At 62.4% G+C, this 23,710-nt stretch carries 24 protein-coding genes; 12 read left to right on the top strand and 12 right to left on the bottom strand.

The window, feature by feature from the left end; genetic code table 11:
• Positions 1-386: 386 nt before the first annotated feature.
• Positions 387-656, bottom strand: a complete 270-nt coding sequence (locus AC1RTB_RS12560) for a hypothetical protein (protein WP_492943815.1) — start codon at positions 654-656, stop codon at positions 387-389.
• 766 nt (positions 657-1,422) lie between these two features.
• On the opposite strand from AC1RTB_RS12560, the gene AC1RTB_RS12565 reads away from it, so the two are divergent.
• Positions 1,423-1,821: a hypothetical protein gene (locus tag AC1RTB_RS12565; protein ID WP_492878602.1), complete on the top strand. Its 399-nt coding sequence runs from the start codon at positions 1,423-1,425 to the stop codon at positions 1,819-1,821.
• Positions 1,822-1,978: 157 nt separating this feature from the next.
• On the opposite strand, the gene AC1RTB_RS12570 is transcribed toward AC1RTB_RS12565, so the two are convergent.
• The 4 genes from AC1RTB_RS12570 to AC1RTB_RS12585 form a co-directional block, all read right to left on the bottom strand.
• Positions 1,979-4,336, bottom strand: a complete 2,358-nt coding sequence (locus tag AC1RTB_RS12570) for an SEC-C metal-binding domain-containing protein (protein ID WP_492878601.1) — start codon at positions 4,334-4,336, stop codon at positions 1,979-1,981.
• A gap of 168 nt (positions 4,337-4,504) precedes the next feature.
• Positions 4,505-5,752, bottom strand: coding sequence for a peptidase T (pepT, locus tag AC1RTB_RS12575; protein WP_492879018.1), 1,248 nt, complete (start codon positions 5,750-5,752; stop codon positions 4,505-4,507).
• A gap of 131 nt (positions 5,753-5,883) precedes the next feature.
• Complete coding sequence (locus AC1RTB_RS12580; protein ID WP_492878599.1) at positions 5,884-7,038, bottom strand: YncE family protein; 1,155 nt, start codon at positions 7,036-7,038, stop codon at positions 5,884-5,886.
• Positions 7,035-7,868, bottom strand: a complete 834-nt coding sequence (locus AC1RTB_RS12585; RefSeq protein WP_492878597.1) for a creatininase family protein — start codon at positions 7,866-7,868, stop codon at positions 7,035-7,037. The genes AC1RTB_RS12580 and AC1RTB_RS12585 overlap by 4 nt, the downstream gene beginning before the upstream one ends.
• A 285-nt stretch (positions 7,869-8,153) precedes the next feature.
• On the opposite strand from AC1RTB_RS12585, the gene AC1RTB_RS12590 reads away from it, so the two are divergent.
• The gene (locus AC1RTB_RS12590) at positions 8,154-8,948 is read left to right on the top strand and encodes a DUF2189 domain-containing protein (protein WP_492878595.1); all 795 of its coding nucleotides are present in this window, start codon (positions 8,154-8,156) and stop codon (positions 8,946-8,948) included.
• 3 nt (positions 8,949-8,951) lie between these two features.
• On the opposite strand, the gene AC1RTB_RS12595 is transcribed toward AC1RTB_RS12590, so the two are convergent.
• Positions 8,952-10,139 (bottom strand): serine hydrolase domain-containing protein, encoded by a 1,188-nt coding sequence (locus tag AC1RTB_RS12595; RefSeq protein WP_492879016.1) that lies wholly within the window; start codon positions 10,137-10,139, stop codon positions 8,952-8,954.
• Positions 10,140-10,287: 148 nt separating this feature from the next.
• Positions 10,288-11,730: an alginate export family protein gene (locus AC1RTB_RS12600; protein ID WP_492878593.1), complete on the bottom strand. Its 1,443-nt coding sequence runs from the start codon at positions 11,728-11,730 to the stop codon at positions 10,288-10,290.
• A 319-nt stretch (positions 11,731-12,049) separates the two neighbouring features.
• Between AC1RTB_RS12600 and AC1RTB_RS12605 the strand changes: the two genes are divergently transcribed.
• From AC1RTB_RS12605 to AC1RTB_RS12615, 3 genes are all read left to right on the top strand, one after another.
• Entirely contained in the window at positions 12,050-13,489 is a 1,440-nt protein-coding gene (locus tag AC1RTB_RS12605) for an FAD-binding oxidoreductase (protein ID WP_492878591.1), read from the top strand.
• Between the two features lie 188 nt (positions 13,490-13,677).
• The gene (locus AC1RTB_RS12610) at positions 13,678-14,019 is read left to right on the top strand and encodes an ArsR/SmtB family transcription factor (RefSeq protein WP_109574106.1); all 342 of its coding nucleotides are present in this window, start codon (positions 13,678-13,680) and stop codon (positions 14,017-14,019) included.
• A 22-nt stretch (positions 14,020-14,041) separates the two neighbouring features.
• Complete coding sequence (locus tag AC1RTB_RS12615; RefSeq protein WP_492878589.1) at positions 14,042-14,533, top strand: SRPBCC family protein; 492 nt, start codon at positions 14,042-14,044, stop codon at positions 14,531-14,533.
• A 46-nt stretch (positions 14,534-14,579) separates the two neighbouring features.
• Here AC1RTB_RS12615 and AC1RTB_RS12620 read toward each other — a convergent pair whose 3' ends face one another.
• Together AC1RTB_RS12620 and AC1RTB_RS12625 are read right to left on the bottom strand one after the other, a co-directional pair.
• Entirely contained in the window at positions 14,580-14,891 is a 312-nt protein-coding gene (locus AC1RTB_RS12620) for a hypothetical protein (protein WP_492878587.1), read from the bottom strand.
• Between the two features lie 83 nt (positions 14,892-14,974).
• On the bottom strand, positions 14,975-15,877 hold the full coding sequence (locus AC1RTB_RS12625; RefSeq protein WP_492878585.1) for a LysR substrate-binding domain-containing protein: 903 nt from the start codon (positions 15,875-15,877) through the stop codon (positions 14,975-14,977).
• Positions 15,878-16,031: 154 nt separating this feature from the next.
• Between AC1RTB_RS12625 and AC1RTB_RS12630 the strand changes: the two genes are divergently transcribed.
• The 6 genes from AC1RTB_RS12630 to AC1RTB_RS12655 all read left to right on the top strand — a co-directional run bounded on the left by AC1RTB_RS12630 (position 16,032) and on the right by AC1RTB_RS12655 (position 20,963).
• Positions 16,032-17,213: an MFS transporter gene (locus AC1RTB_RS12630; protein WP_492878583.1), complete on the top strand. Its 1,182-nt coding sequence runs from the start codon at positions 16,032-16,034 to the stop codon at positions 17,211-17,213.
• 69 nt (positions 17,214-17,282) lie between these two features.
• Entirely contained in the window at positions 17,283-18,116 is an 834-nt protein-coding gene (locus AC1RTB_RS12635) for an aldo/keto reductase (RefSeq protein WP_492878581.1), read from the top strand.
• A gap of 210 nt (positions 18,117-18,326) precedes the next feature.
• A complete protein-coding gene (locus AC1RTB_RS12640; protein WP_492878580.1) occupies positions 18,327-18,773 on the top strand; it encodes a glyoxalase superfamily protein in 447 nt (148 codons plus the stop codon).
• Positions 18,774-18,942: 169 nt separating this feature from the next.
• Entirely contained in the window at positions 18,943-19,548 is a 606-nt protein-coding gene (leuD, locus tag AC1RTB_RS12645; protein WP_476788137.1) for a 3-isopropylmalate dehydratase small subunit, read from the top strand.
• 187 nt (positions 19,549-19,735) lie between these two features.
• A complete protein-coding gene (locus AC1RTB_RS12650; RefSeq protein WP_492878578.1) occupies positions 19,736-20,569 on the top strand; it encodes an Ivy family c-type lysozyme inhibitor in 834 nt (277 codons plus the stop codon).
• 10 nt (positions 20,570-20,579) lie between these two features.
• On the top strand, positions 20,580-20,963 hold the full coding sequence (locus AC1RTB_RS12655) for a RidA family protein (RefSeq protein WP_492878576.1): 384 nt from the start codon (positions 20,580-20,582) through the stop codon (positions 20,961-20,963).
• 3 nt (positions 20,964-20,966) lie between these two features.
• Here the strand turns inward: AC1RTB_RS12655 and vapC are convergent, their stop codons facing one another.
• Both vapC and AC1RTB_RS12665 read right to left on the bottom strand, forming a co-directional pair.
• The gene (vapC, locus tag AC1RTB_RS12660) at positions 20,967-21,359 is read right to left on the bottom strand and encodes a type II toxin-antitoxin system VapC family toxin (protein ID WP_492878574.1); all 393 of its coding nucleotides are present in this window, start codon (positions 21,357-21,359) and stop codon (positions 20,967-20,969) included.
• A 6-nt stretch (positions 21,360-21,365) separates the two neighbouring features.
• Positions 21,366-21,596, bottom strand: a complete 231-nt coding sequence (locus AC1RTB_RS12665) for a type II toxin-antitoxin system VapB family antitoxin (RefSeq protein WP_492943816.1) — start codon at positions 21,594-21,596, stop codon at positions 21,366-21,368.
• A gap of 110 nt (positions 21,597-21,706) precedes the next feature.
• Between AC1RTB_RS12665 and leuB the strand changes: the two genes are divergently transcribed.
• Positions 21,707-22,810 (top strand): 3-isopropylmalate dehydrogenase, encoded by a 1,104-nt coding sequence (gene leuB, locus AC1RTB_RS12670; protein ID WP_492878570.1) that lies wholly within the window; start codon positions 21,707-21,709, stop codon positions 22,808-22,810.
• Position 22,811: 1 nt separating this feature from the next.
• On the opposite strand, the gene AC1RTB_RS12675 is transcribed toward leuB, so the two are convergent.
• Positions 22,812-23,501: a DUF805 domain-containing protein gene (locus AC1RTB_RS12675; RefSeq protein ID WP_492878568.1), complete on the bottom strand. Its 690-nt coding sequence runs from the start codon at positions 23,499-23,501 to the stop codon at positions 22,812-22,814.
• Positions 23,502-23,710 lie beyond the last annotated feature (209 nt).

Raw genomic sequence — 23,710 nt, forward strand, 5'->3', positions numbered from 1 at the left:
GTTGCGAAGGGCGTTCCGGTGCAAGCATGGCCCCTCGCCTTCGACAGCCTCGCCCTTCGACAGGGACCCCCGCATTGTCGGCTCCCTATATCCTGCACCGAAATGGGTTTCATCTCTGTCGCGGCATGGATCCCCGTAACCCTGCGCGGCTGCGCCGCTTCGGGCACGAGGATGACGAGGAAAGGGGCGTCGCTGCCAATCGCCAACGCTGGTAATTAGCGAGAACTCCCAGGCATTCGTCATCCTCGGGTCGGAGCGCGAGCGATAGCGAGTGCTGAGATCCCGGGGATCCATGCCGCGACGGTCGCGAAGGGCGTTCCGGTGCAAGCATGGCCCCTCGCCTTCGACAGGCCCACCCTTCGACAGGCTCACGGCGAGGGAACCACCTAAACCCCTCCCGCGCCCATCGACAGGGCGGCGAGGAAGGTCATCATCGCCTCGACCTCTGTCGCGGCCCTGCCCGAAGGGCGGCCGGTGCAGCGGGCGCCTTCGGCGCCGTAGAGATCGGCGCGGCAGCATTGGTCCTTGCGGCAGGCGCGCCGCGCGCAGCGCTGTGCCGCCCCGTCGCGGGTGGCGGCGATGCGCACGGCAAGCCCGGCCACCTTGCGCACAGTATAAGGCAGCCGCTCGTCGACTACATTCTTGCGGTCGTCCATTCGCCTTGGTCGTTTCATGTCAAAACACCTTTTTGCTGGAGGGAGCGCGCACGAAAACCGCCGGCCTGGCAAACCAGCCGGATTTGTCAGGGAAGCCGACGCATGGGGCGCGCCTTCTTCAGTATTCTGAATGCGGCACGCCACCATGCGTCCGCCGGTGCTCTTGCCCCACCCTCGTGCCGTTCAACGCATTTTCGCGTAACGGCTGGCAGGGCCTCGGCCTGGGGGCTCAACACCCAGCAACGCCACCGTCAGCGCCGCCGGCCAAGACACCGTCCCCCTCACCTGATACCCGGTGCGCACCAGGTTTCCCTTGAGGGAGATGGGCTGATGTTAAGCCGGCTTTTGGAGGCGTGGATAAATTAGGTGAAAGTTTTTTTGAAAGGTGAGCGCGAACAAGGGGTTGGGGCCGCAGACATCGAAAGTTTTTCCACGGTAGGCCGGCGTCTGTTTCAAAAATTGCCCATCCAAGACCTTCGTTTCCAGCCATTTCGAATGTCAGCAATGCGCCTTCCTTCCGGTCATTCAGGCAATTTCGGCAGCTGCTCGAAAGCTGCCGTTCGAACTATCGTCTCAGCAAGGGGCTCGCCAGAGACTGGCGAAGGCGGGGCGTGTCGAGTCTGCAACACTCGATCAGTATTTGTTCCGACCTGAGCCATATGCATCTAGTGACACGGTGGGCGCTTCTTCCCGGAGGACGTCTTTACCCGCTCGCCGTTCTCGGGAAGACTTATCCTCGCGGTACTCCTGCCATGAGGATTGATGAATGCTTGACAAGCCAGACCCACACTTCCCCTCTCTGACCTCGCTGGTCGTCCAAGTCCGCTGGAAGGTGCCGACCGAATTCCCTGCCTGCCCCGATGAGTTCACCGACGACGCGCTTCTCCTCTACGCCTCGAGGCTCTCGTTCGGCAGCGTCTTCGCGCGCAACCAGTATTCTACCAGCCTGGTCGTCGACCATCGCCTCAAGGACGATGACCTGGTCGTGCTCACTCGTTTCGCCGGGGACAGCATCAAGGTTTGGGCCGTCGCCCATGTTTCGATCCATGACGGCGCTTTTTTTCATCGCAGTGAATTCACTTTCTACACCCTGCAGGGCGCCCTGAAGCACTTCTGCGAACTGGTTGGGGAGGAACTGGCGGATTCGATCGACGATTATTGCTAATCGGCGATGGCCTGGTGTCGGCGCGGGGGTGGCGTTGCCCCTGCAACGCGCAGGGTGGATCGATGGTGTCGATGCCGTTCGATCCCGCATGACGCCAAGCGTAGTCCAGCTATGCAATGCCCAACATGGCTGGAACAAGGTTTTACCTCAGTACTGGCTATCTGCCGTGACACTTCTTGTATTTCAGTCCGCTTTGACAGGGACAGGGATCGTTCCTACCAACCTTGCGGACAGGTGCTGACGGCGTCGCCTTTTGCTGGGCCAGTTTCTGATCCTGCGCATGAGCTTGCGCACGCTGTTTCATACGATCTGCCTCATCGTAAATATGCGCATTTGCTTCAGTGCGGGCTACTGGGCGAGTGACCCCAAACTTGTAGGCCGACTTGTAATTGCCGCCGGCTGTTGCCTCGACCATCAGGCCTGCCAAGGTCGCGGCGGGCGAGAGCAATGCCGCCGAGCTGGCCTTGTCGTTGACCTTCTGCCAGTCGATCACGTCACCGGACCTCTGCAGCCAGATGAAGAGCGGTGTCGGTACATCTTGACCGTAGATGAAGTAGCGGAAGGGATTCGGGCTCAGCGACTTGCGAAGCGAACCAAGCATGTCGGCAAAGTCACTCCGTCCCTCTCCACCCAGGTCCCTGATGTGGCTGTCGGCGGCCAGCCAGCCTGGGGCGCGTGTGGCATTGAGGGCGCCCAGCAGCTTGAGCAGCTCCTCCGGAGATTCCTGGGTGGGAAAAGGGTCCGTCTCCCAGTTCTCACCTTCAAAGCTGCGATCGACGTCCAAGCTCATGCCATCCCAGACTACGAAGTCGGCGCCCTTCTTGAGCTGGTCGGTCATATCTGCGTCGAAACGATTTTTCTTCAGGTACGCGCCCAGATGGTCCAGCTCGTCGAACAGGTGGGCGCGGCGCAAGCCCGCCACGGCCTGCCGCACTTCCATGTAGTGGGCAAACTCGCCGGGCGTCGGCAGCAACCTCTTCAGCACGAACAGGTCGTCAATAGAGAGGGACATGAAGGCGTGCTTGCCGAGCAATGGCTCGATCTGCGGCAGCTCCTTGCAGTACGCCGCCAGCGGCGAGAACGATTCAATGGTCAGGCCAATCGGCAGCATGACACGATAATCGGTGCGCCGCACCCGGGCGCACTCTACATACTTGCCGTCCACCAGATGGTAGAGTGGCACTTCATCCGCGGAGTTCAGATAACTGAAAAAGCGCTCACACTGCTTGTAGGCCTTGATGACCAGGTCCTGAACCGACTGGGCATGGCGACCGAAATCCAGTGCCGGTGAGGCAATGGTTGCTGCGGCGCCCGCCTTCGCCTCGACCAGAAAGAGCACGTCATCGAGAAGGATGAGCGTGTCGTTTTCGGACCATTGCTTGCTGACGGGGTCCTTGTAGTAGACCTCTTGCAGGATCGTCGCACCCGGCAACTGGACGCTCAGAATGTCGGCGAAGGCAGCCTCGCTCATGACTTTCTGACGCTCGTTGAAGACCGCCTTATAGACGGGTTTTCGCTGTAGCAGATTGAAAAGCAGCGCGCGGTATCCCGCATCGCGGGTGAAGCATGGGTCGACAGCAAAATAGTCGGAACCCAGCTTGATCAGCGGCTTCTTGCGGGCGGGCAGCGTCCGATACGGTGTGCCCGCGTGGTCGCCAGGCGCAAAGAACTCCTTGTCCTCGCCGCGTTCATAAGCCAGATCCGCAAGCAGTTCCGGCGGCAGCTTTGTATGGCTGCTCACATTGGCGACCCCGCCCCGGAACATATCCTCCATGGCCGACCTCGCGGCCGTTAGGTGTGCAGCATTCTGCGCTGCCCATGCCTCCATCGCCTCTTCGAAGGGTTTGTTCTCGGCTTTGGCGAAATCCTGAAAAGCATCGAACTGCGCCATCATTTCCAGGATGGCTTCGGCATGACCGGAGCGTGTTGCATCGGTCATGGCCTGAAAGCCAGCCGCAATTTCCTCTGCGCCAACCCCGTAAAGTTCCTTCAGCACGTCATCGTGAGGGGCGAGGACGTAGCTGTAGAATTCACCTTCGAGGACCTGGTAGCGGTTTCCGCGCAACACGACCCAACTGGATTTGGCGCGGAATTCTATTTCAGCAGTGTCGGGCCCAAAAGCGCCGTCCTTTGTGTCCGCGGAGGTCGCCATGGCGTAGAACATGGCCTTATCCCTAAGCGTGCTGCTTAGTTCGAACAGTTCCGCACACTTCTCTTCACTGAATTCGAGATTGTCGGGCGCCGGGTCCGAGGCGAGCACCGCGTGGACATACTCAAGAAGAAACTGGTTCCGGTTGATTAGGTCGTCGGGGCCGGCCGCCTCCCGTTCCTCCTTTGAGAGGTGCTGTTCGGACGTCACCTTCATCACGCGCTGCGCATAGATGTAACCCAAAAGGTCGTGCGGCGGCATGCCGACGATCAGCTCGCGCATGCGCGCCGCAGTGGCTTCCATCTCCTTCAGCAGGGAAGCGGCAGCTTCCTTGCGCTTATCTTCGTCGCGTTGACTATCCGGCATGATGCTTCCCCGAGAATATTGTTGCACAGCCTGATAGCTTTGGAAGCACTGACCGTCTGCCTATCACCGCCAGCGACTACGAGCTGGGCGAACGCTGCGGTTTTCGGTCCCAATATGAGCGGCAACTATTTCCTACAGCTTTCTCGTTAGCTGTCAGTCCAGAAACCCCTACGCCCTCTCCTCCCACACCCGCGCCAGTTCCACGATCGTCTTCACCGCCTTTTCCATGTCCTGGCGGCTGACCCATTCGAGGGGGGAGTGGAAGGCGTGGCCGCCGGCGAAGATGTTGGGGCATGGCAGGCCCATGAAGGACAGGCGCGAGCCGTCGGTGCCGCCGCGGATGCTGCCGCGCACCGGCGCCATGCCGGCACGGCGGACGGCTTCGAGCGCGTTTTCGACGATCTCGGGGTGGCGGTCGAGCACCTTTTTCATGTTGCGGTACTGCTGCTTGACCGCAAAGGCATAGGTCGAGCCGGGATAGGCCTTCATGACGTCTTTGACGATGTCTTCGAGCATCTTTTCCTTCGTGGCGAGGCCTTCGTCGGTGAAGTCGCGGACAATCAGGCTGAGCGAGGCCTTTTCCATCGAGCCCGACAAAGCGGTGGGGTGGACGAAGCCCTCGCGGCCCTCGGTGGTTTCGGGCGCAAGCTCCTTGGGCAGCCGGTCGACGATGGCGCCGGCGATCCTGATGGCGTTTTCCATGCGGCCCTTGGCGAAGCCGGGATGGATGGCAACGCCCGAAATGGCGATCTCGACGCCGTCGGCCGAAAAGGTCTCGTCTTCGATATGGCCGGCGGTCTCGCCGTCCATGGTGTAGGCGAATGTGGCGCCCAGCTTCTTGAAGTCGACCTTGTCGACGCCGCGGCCGATCTCCTCGTCGGCGGTGAACAGGAGCTTGATGGTGCCGTGTTTGATGTCGGGATTGGCGATGAGGAACTGTGCCGCAGTCATGATCTCGGCGATGCCGGCCTTGTCGTCGGCGCCGAGCAGCGTTGTGCCGTCGGTGGTGACGATGTCGTTGCCGATCTGGTTGGCGAGCTCGGGATGGTCAGTGACGCGGATGATTTGCTGCGGGTCGCCCGAAAGCTGGATGTCACCGCCGGCATAGTTGCGCACCAGCTGCGGCTTGACGTTGGTGCCGGTGAAATCGGGCGCGGTGTCCATGTGCGAGCAAAAGCAGATCACCGGCACCTGCTTGTCGGTATTGGCCGGCACCGTGGCGTAGACATAGCCGTGCTCATCGAGATGAGCGTCGTTGAGGCCGATCGCCAGCAGCTCGTCGACGAGCAGGCGGCCGAGGTTCTTCTGTTTTTCGGTCGAGGGCTGGGTCGAAGAACTTGCGTCGGACTGGGTGTCGATGACGACGTAGCGGAGGAAGCGGTCGAGCACGGTGTCGGTGGTCATGATGTCGGTCATGTCGGTCATGGGGGGAGAATCCTTGGGCGAGATCCAACAGGAGGGCTTTGCCCAGCTATAGCCTCCCGGGCGCACGGCGTGAACGTCCTGTCAGCGCGATCGGCGGTCTCTGGCATAAAGGCCAGTGCTGCTCAGCGCATGTTGCCGGTATGGCCCTGCGAGTACCTGCCAGGCTGCGGCCAGACCGTCAGGCCGTGCGGTTCCACGCCAACGGGGATCTTCACGGCCGCACCGGTGGTGGTGTCGAACATGTAGACCTCGCTGTCGAAGCGGCCGGACAGCCACAATTGCTTGCCATCGGCGCTGACATTGCCCATGTCCGGGCTGCCGCCGCCTGGAACGGGCCATTGCGCCACGACCGAACGGGTCGCGAAGTCGATGACGCTGACGCTGCCCTGTCCCCTTGGATGGGAGTTCTCCATCTGATGCGAACCACGGTTTGCCACGTAAAGCCTCGTGCCATCGCGGCTGACGGCAAAGCCGTGCGCCCCAAGGCCGGTGGCGATGAAGCCGATTTCGGTAAAGCTGTCCCCATCGACCAAAAAGACGCCGTCATTCATCATGTCGGCGACATAAAAGACCTTGCCGTCGGCCGAAAGCCGGATGTCCTGCGGCATGCCCGGTCTCGACAAAGCGAGGCTGCCCAGGACCTTTTGGTTCTGCAGATCGACCTTGACCAGACCGCCGTTGCCAAACTCGCAGGTAAATATCGCGTAGGAATTGTCGGCGGCGAAATCGGCATGATTGATGCCGTGGCAGGTCGGCGTCGCGATGACCGATTTCAGCGCCATGGTTTGCGGATCGCGCAACTCGAGCCGCTTCAGGGATTCATCGACAATGATCGCCGAACTGCCGTCCGGCATGAAATACATGTTGTAGGGATCATTGACCGGCACGGCACTGCCCGGCTTGCCGGTTTTCGGATCGATGGGCGTCAGGCTGCCCTTGCTCGTGTTGCTGGCATTGTTGGTGACCCACAGCGTCTTCAGGTCCCACGAGGGAACGACGTGCTGCGGCGCGAGCCCGACCTTGAACCTGTCGACTTCCTTGAGCGTGACCGGATCGATCACCGACACGCTGTTGGACGAATGATTGGGGACATAGACGCGGGCCAGCGCGCCTGACGTCGCGGGGCTCAGATGGCCGGACGTTGTTGCGCTATAGATGTCGATGCGGCCGGGCGGGGGCGCGCTGCAATCTTCCGGGCAGGACCCGGCCGAAGCGGCACTTGCCAGGACAAACAGCACGAGCGGCGCGGCCATGAAATGCTTGAGCGCTCTGGTCATTTCGGCTGCTTTGCGACGAAGGTACGGATCGCCTCGGTTGTTCCGGTCACGATCAGGTCGACGCCAAGCTGGCCAAGCTCCGCCGTCGAGCGCGTCGGATCGCCCCCATACACGCCGTCGCTTGCATTGAGTTTCGGGCTCGCCGCAATGCGATCCTTGCGCACCATCGATGGATCGATGGCAAGCATCAGCGATGTGTCGGCCAGCCCGGCATGCGTTCCAATTTCAGATTGTTTGGCGCCAGCAGACAACAGCTGGTCGACATAGGCGCTTTGGGTGACGTTGTAATATTCAAGCGCTGCAAAGACCCGCACCGGGGTCTTGCGCCATTCGCCGTTCAAGCGCTCGGCCACCGCACGTTCGTTGCCCTGGTAGCTGCCATGGTCGCCGATCAGCACGATGGTCTTGAAACCGTGCAGTTTGAAGCTGCGGGCCGCGGATTCGAGCAGCTGCTCGAACGTCTTGTCGCTGATGGTGATCGTACCGGGAAATTTCATATGGGCGCTCGGTGGGTCGATGGTGCCTTCCGGGACATAGGAGATGACGGGCGCAACCAGCGCGTTGCCCAGCCGCCCGGCAATCTTTTCGGCCAGAAATTTCACCCGGACATTGTGCTTGCCGAGCGCCATGGCCGGGCCATTTTGCTCGGTGCCGCCTATCGGCACGATGATGGTTGTCGTTCCAGCGCTGATGAGATCGCGCAGCTCGGTCCAGGTCTGGTCTTCAAGGAAAACCGATGCGGTTGCGGCATTGGCTCCAGTGAGAAGCGCCGATACAGACCAAAGCGCAAGGACGGCACCAAGGAAAGCGAAGTTTCGCCGCGCAACCATTGTGCTCCCCATAGCTGTACACGCTACCAGTACCTGCCCGGTTGTGCGTTGTCACTTTACAGAATTGCAAGAACTCTTGCCCGATGGCCGGCGCGGCGGCCGATCAGCGCTGGCATCGCTCTTCCCAGACGGCATTGCCCTCGCCATGATGTGTTGCGCGAAAACCCGCGCAAGGAGAGGATGATGCATGGACTTCATGCGATTGCTGCCCTTGATCCTGATCAATACACTTTGCACCAAGCCGTGCTTGGTCTGGTAAAATGCGACGACGCGAGGGAGGAAGCGATGGTCGATGTGAACAAGGCGGCACAGCCCAGCAAGCGGCCGGGCACGCTTCCGGAGGTGCGGGCGCTCAGCGTGGCCGACATCCGGGCGAGCCTCGCCGAAGGGGCCAAGGACTTTGCGCGCCGGCCGATGATCGGGCTTCTGATTGGTGCGATCTTCGCCGTCATCGGCATCGCGATCACCGTCCTGCTTGTGGTGCTGCACGAGCCCTGGCTGATCTATCCCTTCGCCATCGGCTTTCCGCTGGTCGGGCCTTTCGCGGCCGTCGGCCTCTACGAGGTCAGCCGCCGGCTGGAGGCCGGGCAGTCGCCGAGCCTGCGCGAAGTGCTCGCGGTTGTATGGGCGCAGCGCCGGCGCGAGGTGTCGTGGATGGCCTTTGTCATGCTGTTCGTGTTCTGGATCTGGATGTACCAGATCAGGCTGTTGATCGCGCTGATCCTCGGGCGCATGTCGTTTGCCACGCTCGACCGCTTCGTCCATGTGGTGACGACGACAAGCGAGGGCTGGATCTTCCTGGGCGTCGGCCATGTCGTCGGTGCCGCCCTTGCTTTGGTGCTGTTTTCGCTCACCGTGATCTCCATCCCGATGCTGCTCGACCGCGAGGTCGATTTCATCACCGCCATGATCACCTCGGTGCGCACTGTATTGGCGAGCCCGGTGGTCATGCTGGGCTGGGGGCTGGTGGTGACGCTTACGGTGCTGGCCGCCTGCCTGCCGTTCTTCCTTGGGCTACTGGTGGTGCTGCCGATACTCGGCCACGCCACCTGGCATCTCTATCGCCGGGCGGTGGTGTAGGTCTCACTTCATCAAATGCTTCGCCACCGCTTCGTAAGCCGGCAGCGAGGTCGGATCGTTGGCGGCATTGCCCGCCGTGGGATGTGACGAGAAGCGAGCGATGACGACGCGCGCCTTGGGGTCGATATAGAGCGACTGGCCATGCACGCCACGCGCCATATAGGCGCCGTGGTCGTTGTTTGAGATCCACCACATGCCGCGATAGCTCCAGCCCTTGAGCAGCGCATAGCCGGCCTTTTCGAATGCCGCCTTGTCGCCGCCGGCGCGAATGCGGGCGATCGCCGCCTCGGGCACCAGGCGCTGGCCGTTGATGACGCCGTCGTCGAGCAACAGCTGGCCGGCACGGGCCATGTCGCGCAGGCCGGCATTGAGACCGCCGCCAGCATAGGGCGTGCCGGTCGAATCGACGGTGTAATAGGCGTCCTGCTCGGCGCCCATCTTGCTCCAGATCCGCTCGGACAAAAGCTCGGCAACCGACTTGCCGGTGACACGCGCGATGATCCAGCCCAGCGCGTCGGTGTTGACGGTCTTGTAGCCGAAGGCCGTGCCGTGCTCGCCTTGCTTGAGCACCGTCTGGAGATATTCGAAATAGCTGCGCGGACCGGTGTAGTCGTCGGGCTTGGGCAGCGGGCTGCCGGCGGCCGAATAGACCCAGACATCGGCGTCGGGGTCGGCGTAGTCCTCGCTGTAACGCAGGCCGGTGGTCATTTCGAGCACCTGCTTGACGGTGGCGTCGCCAAAGGCACTCTTGGCAAGCTCGGGGACGACTGACGCCACCTTGGCGTTTTCGTCGAGCTTGCCCTCGGCCACCAGCATCTCGCCGAGCAGGCCGGTGAACGACTTGGTGACCGACATCGCGCCGTGCTGGCCGGCGTCGTCAAGGCAGCCGAAATAGCGCTCGTAGACGATCTTGCCGTCATGCAGGACAACGATGCCGTCGGTATAATTGGCGGCCAGCGATTGCTCCCATGTCATCGCAGCACCGCCACCGAGCGGCGTGAACTTCACCGCGTCGATGGTCTCGTCGATCTTGCGTTCGAATGGCGCCGGCGCGCCAAGGCCGCGGCTGACATTGACCGTCGGCATCAGCTGGCGAAAATGGCAGACAGTCCAGCGCATCTTGGGGAAGGAGAAATAGTCGGGATCGGTGAAGCGGATGATCTTGTCGGCGGGCGGCGGCGAACCGACCATCCAGCCAAGCTTGACGGGATCGGACTCTTCGCCTGGCAGCACTTTTCCCTCCTGGGCATGAGAGATCGAAGGCGACAGCGCGACGGCGGCTGCCATGGCCAATGCCAGTACGCCGGCAAAGCTGCCCCACCGCGCTTCGGCGCGAACTTCAGAAATTGACGACGACATTGGCAAATGCTCCCGCCCAGGTTGGTGCATCGGCATTGACGATCGAGTCTATGCCCGGCCCAGGAAATGATGCGCTGAGTCCGACTGTAAGAAAGGTGTTTGGATTCAGCACGCGGTTATATTCGAGAAAGATGTCATCCGAGAGATGGTGATTGGTGACACCGGCAACCGGGCTGGGCACACCACCTGATGTTTCGACACGCGTGCCTTGCCCGAACTGGATCGGGCTCAGCAATTCGTTGGCGCGGATATGCGCGTAGCGCAGCGTGAACGTGTCGCGTTCGGTCGGCGTGACGCGCAGACTTACCTGGTATGAATTCACATTGGAGTTGATGAACACCATCGACGACTTCGACCCGGTCGACCAGTTGCTCGGGCTGCCTTCGTAGAAAAGCGGGTCGAAACGCTCGAGCCTCGGGGTCGACGGGTCGTCGCCTGAAAATGTCTGATATGACAGCGCGATCGTCGGCGACCACGACAGCTCGGCAAAGGTGTATCCGACATGGGCACGGGCGGCCCAGGCCCGCATGTCGATGTCATTGTTCCATTCATAGGCCATTTCGGCGCCGGCAAAGAAGTTTTCGGAGACGTCCGGCAACGGGGTGCCAATGGCATAAAAATTGACGAAGTTCAGGCCCTGCCTCGCGTCGGGCAGGATGGTCGGCGCACCTATCCCGTTTGGAGCCGCCTGCGGGTAAGGCGATGTCGACTCCAGAACATGGCCAAGCGTGACGCCGGCAAAGGAACCCATGGACGGCCAGTCATAGCGCAAATCCGCGCCGATGAGCTTGGTGCTGCTGCTGGTGTCGGGCAACTCGTTGGGCTGGAGGTAAAACACGGTTCCGTTGAAATCGTCGTAGCCAGCCTCGCCCAGTGCCGCCATCTTCCAGGCCTTGCGCGGGCCGAACTTGAGCGCGCCACGCTCAAAACCGCTGTTGCCGCCATTGGCGATCAGCATCCCGGTACCCGCCTTGAATTCTCGCGGGCCAATCGAGACGTCGAAAGAACTGCGGCCAGCATCGGCGGAGCGCAATCCGAGATAGCCCTCCTCAAGCGTGATGCGGCCGGTGTCGCCGATGCCATAGGCGTCGATGCCAAGCGTGCCGGAGGCCACCGCGGAGATCTTGCCATAGGCCGTCGGAGCGTTGTCGAATTCCTTGATGAAGCTGAGGCCGGGCTTCACATAGCCTTCCAGCCACTGCTTGTCGGGGTTGAAGTTCGCCGATGGCGCGAAGGTGTCAGCGAAATTCCAGAACAGATTGTGCTCGACCACCGCGTTCAGGCCGGCCTGAAGATGCGCCCTGATGACGAGGCCGTCGCGGTCGAGCAGCAGCATGCGGTCTTCGGCAAGTGCCCGATCGGCGGCAAGCAAGCTCGCTGAGAGAAAGGCGGCCGTTGCGGCCCGACATGCAATGCGGCGCATGCCCGGCCTGGCTCGAGGTCGACCCAAATTGCCATGCAGCGCCCGATTGTCGATGCCGCTGCCATTACGCCCCATCGTTGGTCAAGTCTCCGATGACGCCGCGTCGAAGCACGGAACGAACTGAGTTGTTTGGCACTATGGAGGCTGGGCTGTGCTGCGGCAAGGCGCGAAGTCGACCACTCAGCTTCGGGCGACGAGACACCGCCCCCATCACTTTCAGCAACAGGCCTGTCCTTGTTCTTGTCCATCCTTGTTGCGAGGCGCACAATTGCCGGCTGCGGTGACAGAGGAGGCATGACATCCACGAGAGGAACATATCATGAACGACTTGAACCTCACGACACTTGAAGGAGGCATGACGACGATCAGCGCACCTGCGCTTGAGGCATTTGCCGCAAGCCTGCGCGGTCAACTTCTCCATGCCGGCGACCAGGGCTATGACGAGGCCCGCTCGGTGTGGAACGCCATGATCGACCGCCGGCCCGGCCTTATCGTGCGCTGCGTCGGCGCCGCCGATGTCATCGCCGCGGTCAAATTCGCACGCGAAAACAAGCTTCTGGTCGCCGTGCGCGGCGGCGGACACAACATCGCCGGCAGCGCTGTCTGCGACGGCGGGTTGATGATCGACCTGTCACCGATGAAATCGGTGCGTGTCGACAAGGTGGCACGCCGGGCCTGGGTCGAGCCGGGCGCGCTGCTTTCCGACGTCGACAGGGAAACGCAGGCCTTCGCTCTTGCAGTGCCGACAGGCATCAACTCGACCACCGGCATCGCGGGCCTAACGCTCGGCGGTGGCTTCGGCTGGACGACGCGCAAGCTCGGCCTGACCATCGACAACCTGCTTTCGGCTGACGTGGTGACGGCAGACGGCGAGCTGGTGCGGGCAAGCACGGCCGAACATCCCGACCTGTTTTGGGCGCTGCGCGGCGGCGGCGGCAATTTCGGCGTGGTGACGGCCTTCGAGTTCAAGCTGCACAAGCTCGGCCCGCAGGTGCTGTCGGGGCTGGTTGTGCATCCCTTCGACGACGCGAAATCGGTGCTCCAGCAATATCGAAAGGTGCTGGAAGACGCACCCGACGAACTGACCTGCTGGACGGTGATGCGCAAGGCGCCACCCCTGCCCTTCCTGCCGGCGCAATGGCACTGGAAGGAAGTGCTGGTGCTGGCCATGTGCTATTGCGGCGACCTTGAAGCCGGCGAAAAGGCGACTGCCGCCTTGCGCGGCATCGGCAAACCGATTGTCGATGTGGTCGGGCCGAACCCGTTTACCGGATGGCAGACGGCCTTCGATCCGCTGCTGCAGCCCGGCGCGCGCAACTACTGGAAGAGCCACGACTTCATCGAGCTGCCGGATGCAACGATCGACATACTCGACAAGGCGATCCGGACCTTGCCCGGGCCCGAATGCGAGATCTTCATCGGCCATGTCGGCGGTGCTGCCGGGCGGGTGGCGACGGACGCCACGGCCTTCCCGCAGCGCAACTCGCATTTTGTCATGAACGTGCATGCGCGCTGGCGCGAGGCGTCGATGGACAAGACCTGCATGGGCTGGGCCCGCGACCTCTACGAGGCGACCAAGCCGCAGGCAGTGGGCACCGCCTATATCAACTTCATGCCCGGCGACGAGGCCGACCGGGTCGAGGCCGCCTATGGCGGCAATTATGCCCGACTTCTGGAGGTGAAGAGCAAATACGATCCCGACAATGTCTTCCGCATGAACCAGAATGTGCATGCGAAAAAGGCCCGCAAGGCGGCGTAGGAACCCCTCCCCCCTTGTGGGGAGGCGCAAGGGTGGGGGAAGCGACCTCACGCCAAGGGACCCCCACCCTTTATCCCTCCCCACAAGGGGGAGGGAGGCGGCTTGCTCTCGCCTTTTCGCCTGCGCCAAGCTTGACGGACGCCGCCACCCTATATAACCTTCTTGTTATAGAATAAGAGGGTTATGAAATGACGCCGTCCGAACGCCTCGATGCCACCTTCACGGCACTTGCCGATCCGACCCGGCGGGCGATCCTGGCGCGGCTGATGTCGGGCGAAGTTTCGGTGATGGACCTGGCCGAACCGTTCGCCATGAGCCAGCCGGCGATTTCCAAACATCTCAAGGTGCTGGAGCGCGCCGGGCTGATCTCGCGCGGCCGCGACGCGCAGCGCAGGCCGTGCCGCATCGAAGGCGAGGCGCTGGCCGAAGCGACCGGCTGGCTCGATGAGTACCGAAAGGTCTGGGAAGGCAACTACAAGCGCCTCGACGCGCTGCTTGCCGATCTGCAGGCCAACCAGGGCAAGGCCTGAGACGATACCAAGGGAGAGGACGATGACACACCGGCTGGAAATAACGACCCCAAGCGACCGCGAGATCGCCATGACGCGTGTCTTCGACGCGCCACGCGATCTGGTCTTCGACTGCTGGACGATACCGGCACTGCTGAAGCGCTGGATGACCGGACCCGACGGCTGGTCCTTCGCCGTCTGCGAGGTCGACCTGAAGGTCGGCGGCAAATACCGCTTCGTCTGGCGTCATGAGGACGACCGCGGCGACATGGGCATGACCGGCACCTACCGCGAAATCTTCCGGCCCGAAAAGATAGTCAGTGTCGAGCTGTTCGACATGGACTGGACTGATGGCGAGGCGTGCTCGACGCTGGTTCTGACGGAAAAGGACGGCCGGACGACCTCGGTCAACACCATGCTCTACAGCTCACGCGAGGCCAGGGACGGCGCCATCGCCATCGGCATGGCCAAGGGCGTTGCGGCCGGCTACGACAGGCTCGACACGATCCTGGCCGAACAGGTGGCGGCGAAGTAGCTCTTCGACAGGCTCACCCTTCGACAAGCTCAGTGTGGGCGAAACCCTACCGGCAGACGTTGCGAAAAATGTTGCCGAAAGGCTGAATCTGGCAGCTCGGCTTTAGAACCGGCACGTCGGGCCGCTGCGGCACGACCTGCTGGCGGTCCTGCTCGCGAAATTGGCGCTGCTGATACTGGTAGTTCAGACGATCCTGACGGCTCTGCAGTATTTGCAGCTCGTTGAGCCTCAAATTGGGGATGGGCTGTATCGTCAGCACATTGGGGACGGGCTGAACCGCCAGATCAAGCGCAAAGACAGACGGCGCGCCTGCAAGCATCAAGCCTGCCGCGAGTAAAACCACCTTCAATTTTGCCATCGAGAGCATCAACAGCCCTTAGCCTTTCGCGCGGACAATTGCACCCTTCGAAGATAGTGTCTGTGCCCGCTGATGCAATGGCGTCAGGCGCCGCGCGTCTTTTCGGCGAGGAAATCGATGAAGGCGCGGATGCGCGCGGCAAGGTGGCCGTGGCCGGCAAACACCGCGTGGATCATCTCGATGTCTTCGGGATTATAGGCCTCGAGCACCGGCACCAGCGTTCCGGCATCGATGTCGGCCTGGACCTGGAACTGGCCGGAGCGTATCAGGCCCAAGCCGTCGAGGCACAGCCGGCGCAGACTCGGGCCGTTGTTGGCGAGCAGATTGCCGCCGATGCGCTGGGCGAAATTCTCGCCCGTCGCCGGGTCGCGAAAAATCCACTCGTCGCGGTTGCGCAGGAAGTTGAAGCGCAGGCAGTTGTGGCCGACGAGATCGCCAGGTGTTTGCGGCACGCCGTGCTTTTCGAGATAGCCAGGCGATGCGACAACGACGCGGCGGATCTCCAGGATCTTGCGCGCCTTGAGCGCGGAATCGCGCAGCTTGCCGGAGCGGATGGCGACGTCGGCGCGCTCTTCGTAGAGGTCGATGACGTTGTCGGTGAGCGACAGGTCGAGTTCGACCTCGGGATAAAGCGCCAGAAACTCCGCCATGTGCGGCACGACGTGGCTGGCGCCGAAGGCAACCGAAGCGCTGACCCTGAGCGGCCCGCGCGGCACAGCATTGGCCCCGCCGGCGACGATGCGCTCGGCCTCCTCGATCTCCCCCAGGATGCTTCGCGCGCGTTCGAGATAGATTTCGCCCTCCGGCGTCAGCTGCAAGCTGCGCGTCGAGCGGACCACAAGCCGCGTGCTGAGCCTGTCTTCGATGCGGGTGATCAGCTTGCTGACCGCTGAAGGTGACAGGCCGAGCTGGCGGCCGGCGGCGGAGAAACTCTTGAGCGAAACAGCCCGGACGAAAGCCTCCATTTCGCCGGCGCGGTTGTCCATGACGTGCCTCTTGTGAATTGAATTCACAAGCATTGATCCATCATGGCGGATTATTGCGCAAGTCCCACCGCCCCATATTGCCGCCACGGATCAACTGCGGCCAAAGCCGCCAATTCAACTGTGCCCGCTGTCAGCGGGCGGGAACGGTGCTGCCATGCCTCTTGCCATCTTCGCGCTCACCATCGCGGCCTATGCCATCGGAACAACCGAATTCGTCATCGTCGGGCTGTTGCCGACGGTGGCCCAGGACCTCCACATCACTCTGCCGCTCGCCGGCCTGATCGTCAGCGTCTATGCACTGGGCGTCACCTTCGGCGCGCCGGTTCTCACGGCGCTGACCGGCCGCATCGAGCGCAAGCCGCTGTTGCTCGGCCTGATGGCGTTGTTCATCCTGGGCAACGTCGCAGCGGCCCTGAGCTCCAGCTACGAGATGTTGCTCGTCGCCCGCGTGCTGTCGGCCTTCGCGCATGGCGTGTTCTTCTCGGTCGGTGCGACCATCGCCGCCGACCTCGTGCCGGAAAACCGCCGCGCCTCGGCGATTGCCATGATGTTCATGGGCCTGACGGTGGCGATCGTCACCGGCGTGCCGCTCGGCACCTTCATTGGCCAGACATTCGGCTGGCGCGCCACCTTCTGGGGTGTGTCCTTGCTCGGCGTCATCGCCTTTGCCGGCGTCGCCGCCCTGCTGCCCTCGAACCTGAAAAAAGCGACACCGTCGAGCCTGCTCGACCAGGTCCGGGTGCTCGGCTCCGGCCGGTTGCTTCTGGTCTTCGCCATGACCGCACTTGGCTATGGCGGCACCTTCGTTGCCTTCACCTACCTCGCCTCGATCCTCGAACAGGTCACCGGCTTCCAGGCCTCCAGCGTCAGCCTGATCCTGGTGCTCTATGGCCTGGCCATCGCCGTCGGCAACATCGCCGGCGGCCGCATTGCCGACCGCAATCCGGTCAAGGCGCTGACCGTGCTGTTTGCGCTGCAGGCCGCCGTGCTCGTCCTGTTCAGCTTTACGGCCATTTCGCCCTTGTGGACGCTGGTGACGCTTGCCGCCCTCGGCTTCCTCTCATTCGCCAACGTGCCCGGCCTGCAGCTTTATGTCGTGCAGCTGGCCAAGGAACATCGGCCGGGCGCTGTCGATGTCGCCTCGGCGCTCAACATCGCCGCCTTCAATCTCGGCATAGCCCTTGGCGCCTGGATAGGCGGCCTGGTTGTCGCTTCGCCGCTTGGCCTTGGTGCCACGCCTTGGGTCGGTGCCGTGCTGGTTTCAGGCGCATTTGTCCTGACCATGTGGAGCGGCGCGCTTGACCGGCGCGCCGAACCACTGTGCCAGCCGGCTTGAGATGATTGATCGGCCGCACCTGAGACCTAACTAATGGCGGAGCCTTCCGCCCCCACCAAGGAGAACATCATGAAATTCGTTACCGCCAATGGCGCGACAATTCCGGCCTTGGGCTTCGGCACCTTCCGCATGCCCGGCGCGGAAGTCCTGAAAGTGGTGCCCGAAGCGATCAAGCGGGGTTTCCGCCACATCGACACCGCCCAGATCTATGGCAACGAGTCAGAGGTCGGCGAGGCTATCGCAGGTTCGGGCGTCGCCCGTTCGGACATCTTCCTGGCCACCAAGGTGTGGGTCGACAAATATCAGCACGATGCCTTCGTGAAGTCAGTCGACGAGAGCCTGAGGAAGCTTCGGACTGACCATGTCGACCTGTTGCTGCTGCATTGGCCGAACGATGCCGTGCCGCTGGCCGAGCAGATCGGCGCGCTCAACGAGGTCAGGAGCGCCGGCAAGGTCCGCCATATCGGCGTCAGCAACTTCAACACGACGCTGATGGCCGAGGCGGCGAGACTGAGCACAGCACCGCTGGTCACCAACCAGGTCGAATATCATCCCTATCTCGACCAGACGCCGGTGCTTGAAGCGGCGCGCAAGGCCGGCATGTCCGTCACCGCCTACTACGCCATGGCCGACGGCAAGGTGATTTCCGATCCTGTGCTCAAACAGATCGGCGCACGCCATGGCAAGACGGCGGCACAGGTGGTTCTGCGCTGGCTGGTCCAGCAGGACGGTGTGGTGGCGCTGACCAAGACGGCGACGCTGTCGCGCCTGCCGGAAAACTTCGACGTCTTCGACTTCGAGCTTTCGGCCGACGAGATGACAGCGATCTTTTCGCTCGCCACCCCGGGCGGACGCATCGTCAGCCCCGGCGGGCTGGCACCTGTATGGGACAAGGCCGCCTGAAATCCGGCCACCGGCGCCCCTTATTGACGGCGCGCCTGCTTGATCCTATCTGAGGGCGGTCAAGGGCGGGAAGCCCCTGCCGCCCGCAGCCGCAAGGCCTGGTGAAGCTTCCCTCGAAAAGTTCGTTTCCCTGTCGATGCGACGGCCGAAGCGGCAATGCGGGCTCCCGACTTTCAACACGCCGTTCGCGCATCGCGAAGGAGCGAACCCATGACCAACGGTCACACAAACGACTACAAGAACAACGCCCGCAGGCTGCGCGACGCGCTGGCCAGCGAGGGCATCGCCGTCAGCCACGCCAAGGCGCTCGAACTCGTCGCCCGCCAGGAAGGCGCGCGCGACTGGAACACGCTGGCCGCGCGTCCCAACGGCACCAAGACCGACGAGCCCGCCGACACCGCACCCTTCGCCGTCGGCGAGACGGTGTCGGGCACCTTCAACGGCAATCCCGCCAAGGGTCGCGTCATCGGTCTCGAAGAGACGATCAAGCCGGACCTCTGGCGCGTCACCGTCGCCTTCAACCCGCCGGTGGACGTGTCGACCTCAAAACTGTTTTCGTCGGAGCGCCGGCGCATCCAGATGGTTGTCGGTGCTGACGGCCGCTCGCGCCGCCTGACCGGCACCGAAACCGGCGTGATGGCGCTCGACCGCGCCTGATATCGGCCAGTCACTCCGCATCAAGCGGCCGTGGATCGTTGAAGCGATCCACGGCCGTTTCGGTTTGGATGGAAGGGCTGCCGTAGCGTCGAAACGCTTTGATTCCGGGCCAAGCTTGTGTAAAGCGGGGCAAGCCAACTCCCCGCAACAGCCAGACGGGCACAAAGCCATGGAAAAATTCACCAAGCTCACCGGCGTCGCCGCGCCGCTGCCGATCGTCAATGTCGACACCGACATGATCATCCCCAAGGATTATCTCAAGACGATCAAGCGCACTGGCCTTGGTGTCGGGCTTTTCGCCGAAATGCGCTACAATGAGGACGGTTCGGAAAACCCCGATTTCGTGCTCAACAAGCCGGCCTACCGCAAGGCGCAAATCCTCGTCGCCGGCGACAATTTCGGCTGCGGCTCGTCGCGCGAGCATGCGCCCTGGGCGCTGCTCGACTTCGGCATCCGCTGCGTCATCTCGACGTCGTTTGCCGACATTTTCTACAACAACTGCTTCAAGAACGGCATCCTGCCGATCACCGTCAGCCAGGAAGACCTCGACAAGCTGATGGACGACGCCTCGCGCGGCGCCAACGCCACGGTTTCGGTCGATCTCGAAGCCAAGGAAATCCGTGGCCCTGACGGCGGCGTGGTTGCCTTCGACCTCGACGATTTCCGTCGCCACTGCCTGCTTAACGGTCTCGACGACATCGGCCTGACCATGGAAAAGGCGAAGTCGATCGACACCTACGAAAAGAAGGTCGCCGAGAGCCGCCCCTGGGCCTGAGCCTCGACACACCAGCTGAAATACCCAAAGCCCCGTCCCGATGGAAATCGCGGCGGGGCTTTTTGCTGGAGCAACAGGCTTCGGCTGACAGGTCCACTGTGCCATGGCATTGTCGCGCCTCGAGATTCGGAGCGCCAGATATTCGAGCTGTTCCGTGACATCGCAGGTCGGTCTCCAGGAGCAGACAATGAAATCTTCCGCCATCCTTGCAGCATTCGCGCTGGCGTTGACCGCCTCGTCGTCGGCCCTGGCCCAAGACAGCGAACCTCAGACGATCCCCTTCGAAGGCGGAAACTTCACGATTGCCGAGAACCCCGAGGGCGAAAAAATCGTCTCCTACGAGGGCAAGGAACTGGCGCGCAATTACGTTGCCTTCCATCAGCGCACTGTCGACCTGAACGGCACCAAAGTCGCGATCTTCGACGTCGGCAATGGCGGCAACGCCTGCGGCCCGGAGACAGTGCTCGCCTGGAAGACCGAGGCCGGCATCCAGTCGACAACAGTGGGCGACGGCGAGTGCGGTACCCCGCCTGCGGCAGCGACCGGCGACACGCTCTATTTCGTGCCCTACCTGCTCCCCGGCACCAAGGCGCCGGTCCGCCAATGGTCGCTGGAGGGCGGCCTGACAGTGGCCGGCGATCTTGCCTTCACGCCACAGCCCGGCACGACATGGGCCGACCTCAAGGTCGAGGACGTCGTCTATCCCGTCGATTTCTTCGACAATGCCGAGCTCTATGCCGCCGCCCAGTCGCTGCTTGGCGACAAGCTCGAGGAGGTGGCACTTGGCCTTTCGGTTTCGGCTGGCCCGGAAAAGACGGCATCGGGAACCCTGTTTGCGAGCGGCTGTGTCCCCCATGCCTGCGGCATCAACGATGCCTTCATCGCCGTCGATGTTGCCGGCAAGAAGCTCTATTTCGCCAAGCAGGTCGACACGCCGGAGCCGAAGACCTGGCCCGCCCTCGCCGAATGGCCAGCCGAGGTCAAGGACGCCATGACCAAGGCGCTGACCCCGCCGCAATGAGGAGATTGCCATGCGCAAGCTGATTTCCACCGGATCGCCATTCGAAAAGACCGCCGGCTATTCGCGCGCGGTCGTGCAGGGCGAGTGGTGTTTCGTCTCCGGCACCACCGGCTACGACTATGCCACCATGACCATGCCGGAGAGCGTGGAGGCGCAGACGCGCAACTGCCTCGCCACCATTGCCAAGGCACTGTCCGACGGCGGCTTTGACATGGCGGACGTGGTGCGCGCGCACTATTACATCACCGACCAGGCCTATGTGGACGTGGTGTTCCCGATTCTCGGTGAGACGTTTGGCGACATCCGCCCGGCGGCAACGATGATCGTATGCCAGCTCAACAAGCCCGAGATGAAGATCGAGATCGAGGTGACGGCGCTGAAGCGAGGCGACTGAGGCTTAATAAAGCTGCAGGTCCAGGTAGGACCTCATTGCCGTAAAGTCGCGGTCGCTATGCAGAAGTCTGTGATCGTGCTCGATACAGAATGTGGCAATGACGAGATCGACCAGCTTTCTGACGGTCACGCCTTTCGACCTGAGCAGTCGGTCATTGGCAGCGACAAGCGGTGCCAGTTCCACGCTGCACAATGAAACCGTATCGAACTGCCGCATTTCAGCTTCGAGGCGCTTGGCGTGCCTCTCGTCATGTGCGCCGCGCAGAACTTCGACCAACACCAGGTCACCAACAACGATCGACTGTGGTCGCTCGATGGCCCGGAGCTTCCTGACCTGGGGCGTATCCCTGCTCCGGAGGTTGTCGATCCATACCGAGCTATCGACAAGGATGCCCATCCCGGCTCAATCCAAATCCGCCCGCATGGCTTCAAGGTCGCCTTCCCAGCCCATCCCGCGCATGTTCTCGATGGCCTGCTTTTGCCGATACCCACGAAGAAGTTGGTGCAAGGCGTCCTCCACGGCCGCCTTCTTCGTGGTGAAGCCGCCGATCTTCATGGCCTCGGCGAGGAGTTCGTCGTCGATATCGATGTTCGTGCGCATCTTGCACCTATGTGTATAGACCGTCTGAAACATACACATTCACCTCCAACAATTCAAGAAACCCGCGCCTTTCCCGCTTGCGCGCTGGCCCCTCGAAGGCTAGCAAGACCGCGGTTCACGGCACTTTCTTGGGAAAAATGTTCATGGCATCGAAAACGCTCCTTCTCCTGCCCGGCGACGGCATCGGCCCAGAGGCCATGGCCGAGGTCCGCAAGCTGATTACCGCAATGAACGACAAGCTGGGCACCGGCTTCGTCACCGAAGAAGGCCTCGTCGGCGGCTCGGCCTATGACGCGCACGGCCAGGCGATCTCCGACGCCGACATGGCCAAGGCAATGGCGGCGGATGCCGTGCTGTTCGGCGCCGTCGGCGGCCCGAAGTGGGACGCCGTGCCTTACGAGGTTCGCCCCGAAGCCGGCCTCTTGCGCCTGCGCAAGGACATGGAGCTGTTTGCCAACCTGCGTCCGGCGATCTGCTATCCCGCGCTCGCGGCCTCGTCCTCGCTCAAGCAGGAGGTTGTCGAGGGCCTCGACATCCTGATCGTGCGCGAGCTGACCGGTGGCGTCTATTTCGGCGAACCCAAGCAGATCATCGACCTTGGCAACGGCCAGAAGCGCGGCATCGACACCCAGGTCTATGACACCTTCGAGATCGAGCGCATTTCGGGCGTCGCCTTCGAATTGGCCCGCACGCGCCAGAACCGCGTGACGTCGATGGAAAAGCGCAACGTCATGAAGTCGGGCGTGTTGTGGAACGAGGTGGTGACCGCCACCCACAAGGCCAAGTACGCCGACGTCAAGCTCGACCACATGCTGGCCGACGCCGGCGGCATGCAGCTGGTGCGCTGGCCCAAGCAGTTCGACGTCATCGTCACCGACAATCTGTTCGGCGACATGCTGTCGGACGTCGCAGCGATGCTGACCGGCTCGCTCGGCATGCTGCCGTCGGCCTCGCTCGGCGCGCCGGACGCGCTCACCGGCAAGCGCAAGGCGCTCTACGAGCCCGTGCACGGTTCGGCTCCTGATATCGCCGGCAAGGGCATCGCCAACCCGATCGCCATGATCGCGTCCTTTGCGATGTGCCTGCGCTATTCCTTCAACATGGTGGCCGAGGCCGACAGGCTGGAAGCTGCGATCGCCGCCGTGCTCGACGACGGCCTGCGCACCAAGGACATCATGTCCGAGGGCAAGACCGAAGTCGGCACGACCCAAATGGGCGACGCCATCGTGGCGAAGTTCTTCGCCTGACCTAGGCGGCCGAACCGTAAGGCGGGGGAACCTTCACCCCCGCCGGCACCGGCCCCCATTTGTTTTCCTGCTTCTGCGAAGGCATGAGCGAGAACACCAGGATGATCAGCCCGCCAACATAGGGCAGCAGGATCAGCAGGTAGAACCAGCCCGACAGGCCGAGATCGTGGATGCGGCGCACCGTGACGGCAATGCATGGCACTATGCCGGCCAGCAGCAGCAAACCCGGCAAGGCAATCGCTGCCACCGGCTGCTCCCGGCCCGCGTCGAGATTGCCGAGCGCGCCGTCGATGCCAAAGCCAGCGCCCATGAGCAACACCAGCGAAATCGCCCAGAAGAGGTAAAAACCCCAATACTCCTTGCGCCGCGCCCGGCCACGGAAATTGGCGTAGTTGGCGGTCAGCCCACACCAGAAATACGACCACAGACTCGTCTTTTCGACGGCCCTGCTGATTGCCATACGGCCGAAAAGCTGAGGGGGTGGCACCGCAGCCGGCGCACTGGCCTGGCTGCGGATCGAAAAGATGTCGCGTGCCTGGCCGCCACTGGACTGGAATTCGACCTCAGCGCCTTTGTCGATCGGCATGACGCGACGCAGGTCTTCGCGCGCGAAGGCGTAGCGATTGCCGTCAGCGCCGGCAATGAAGCCGAAGCCTTGGGTCTCGTCGTAGTAAAGCACTTCGCCGCGCATTTTCCCCTCGTCCACCGCCAGCCGCACTCTGTGCAAAGTTTTAGTGTCGGCTGCAAGCCTCCGCGGGCCCTTCGCCCGCTTCCTCCAAAAGGCGTATTTGAACGCCGGTGCCGTTGCGCATCGGCCACTGATCACGACGAGGTGAATCCAATCGAGGCCAATGGCGGGACAATTCGATTTGAGAATGCTCAACTCATGTTACCCTTCGC

The sequence above is a fragment of the Aminobacter sp. GW821-FHT11F06 genome, from assembly GCF_058808215.1.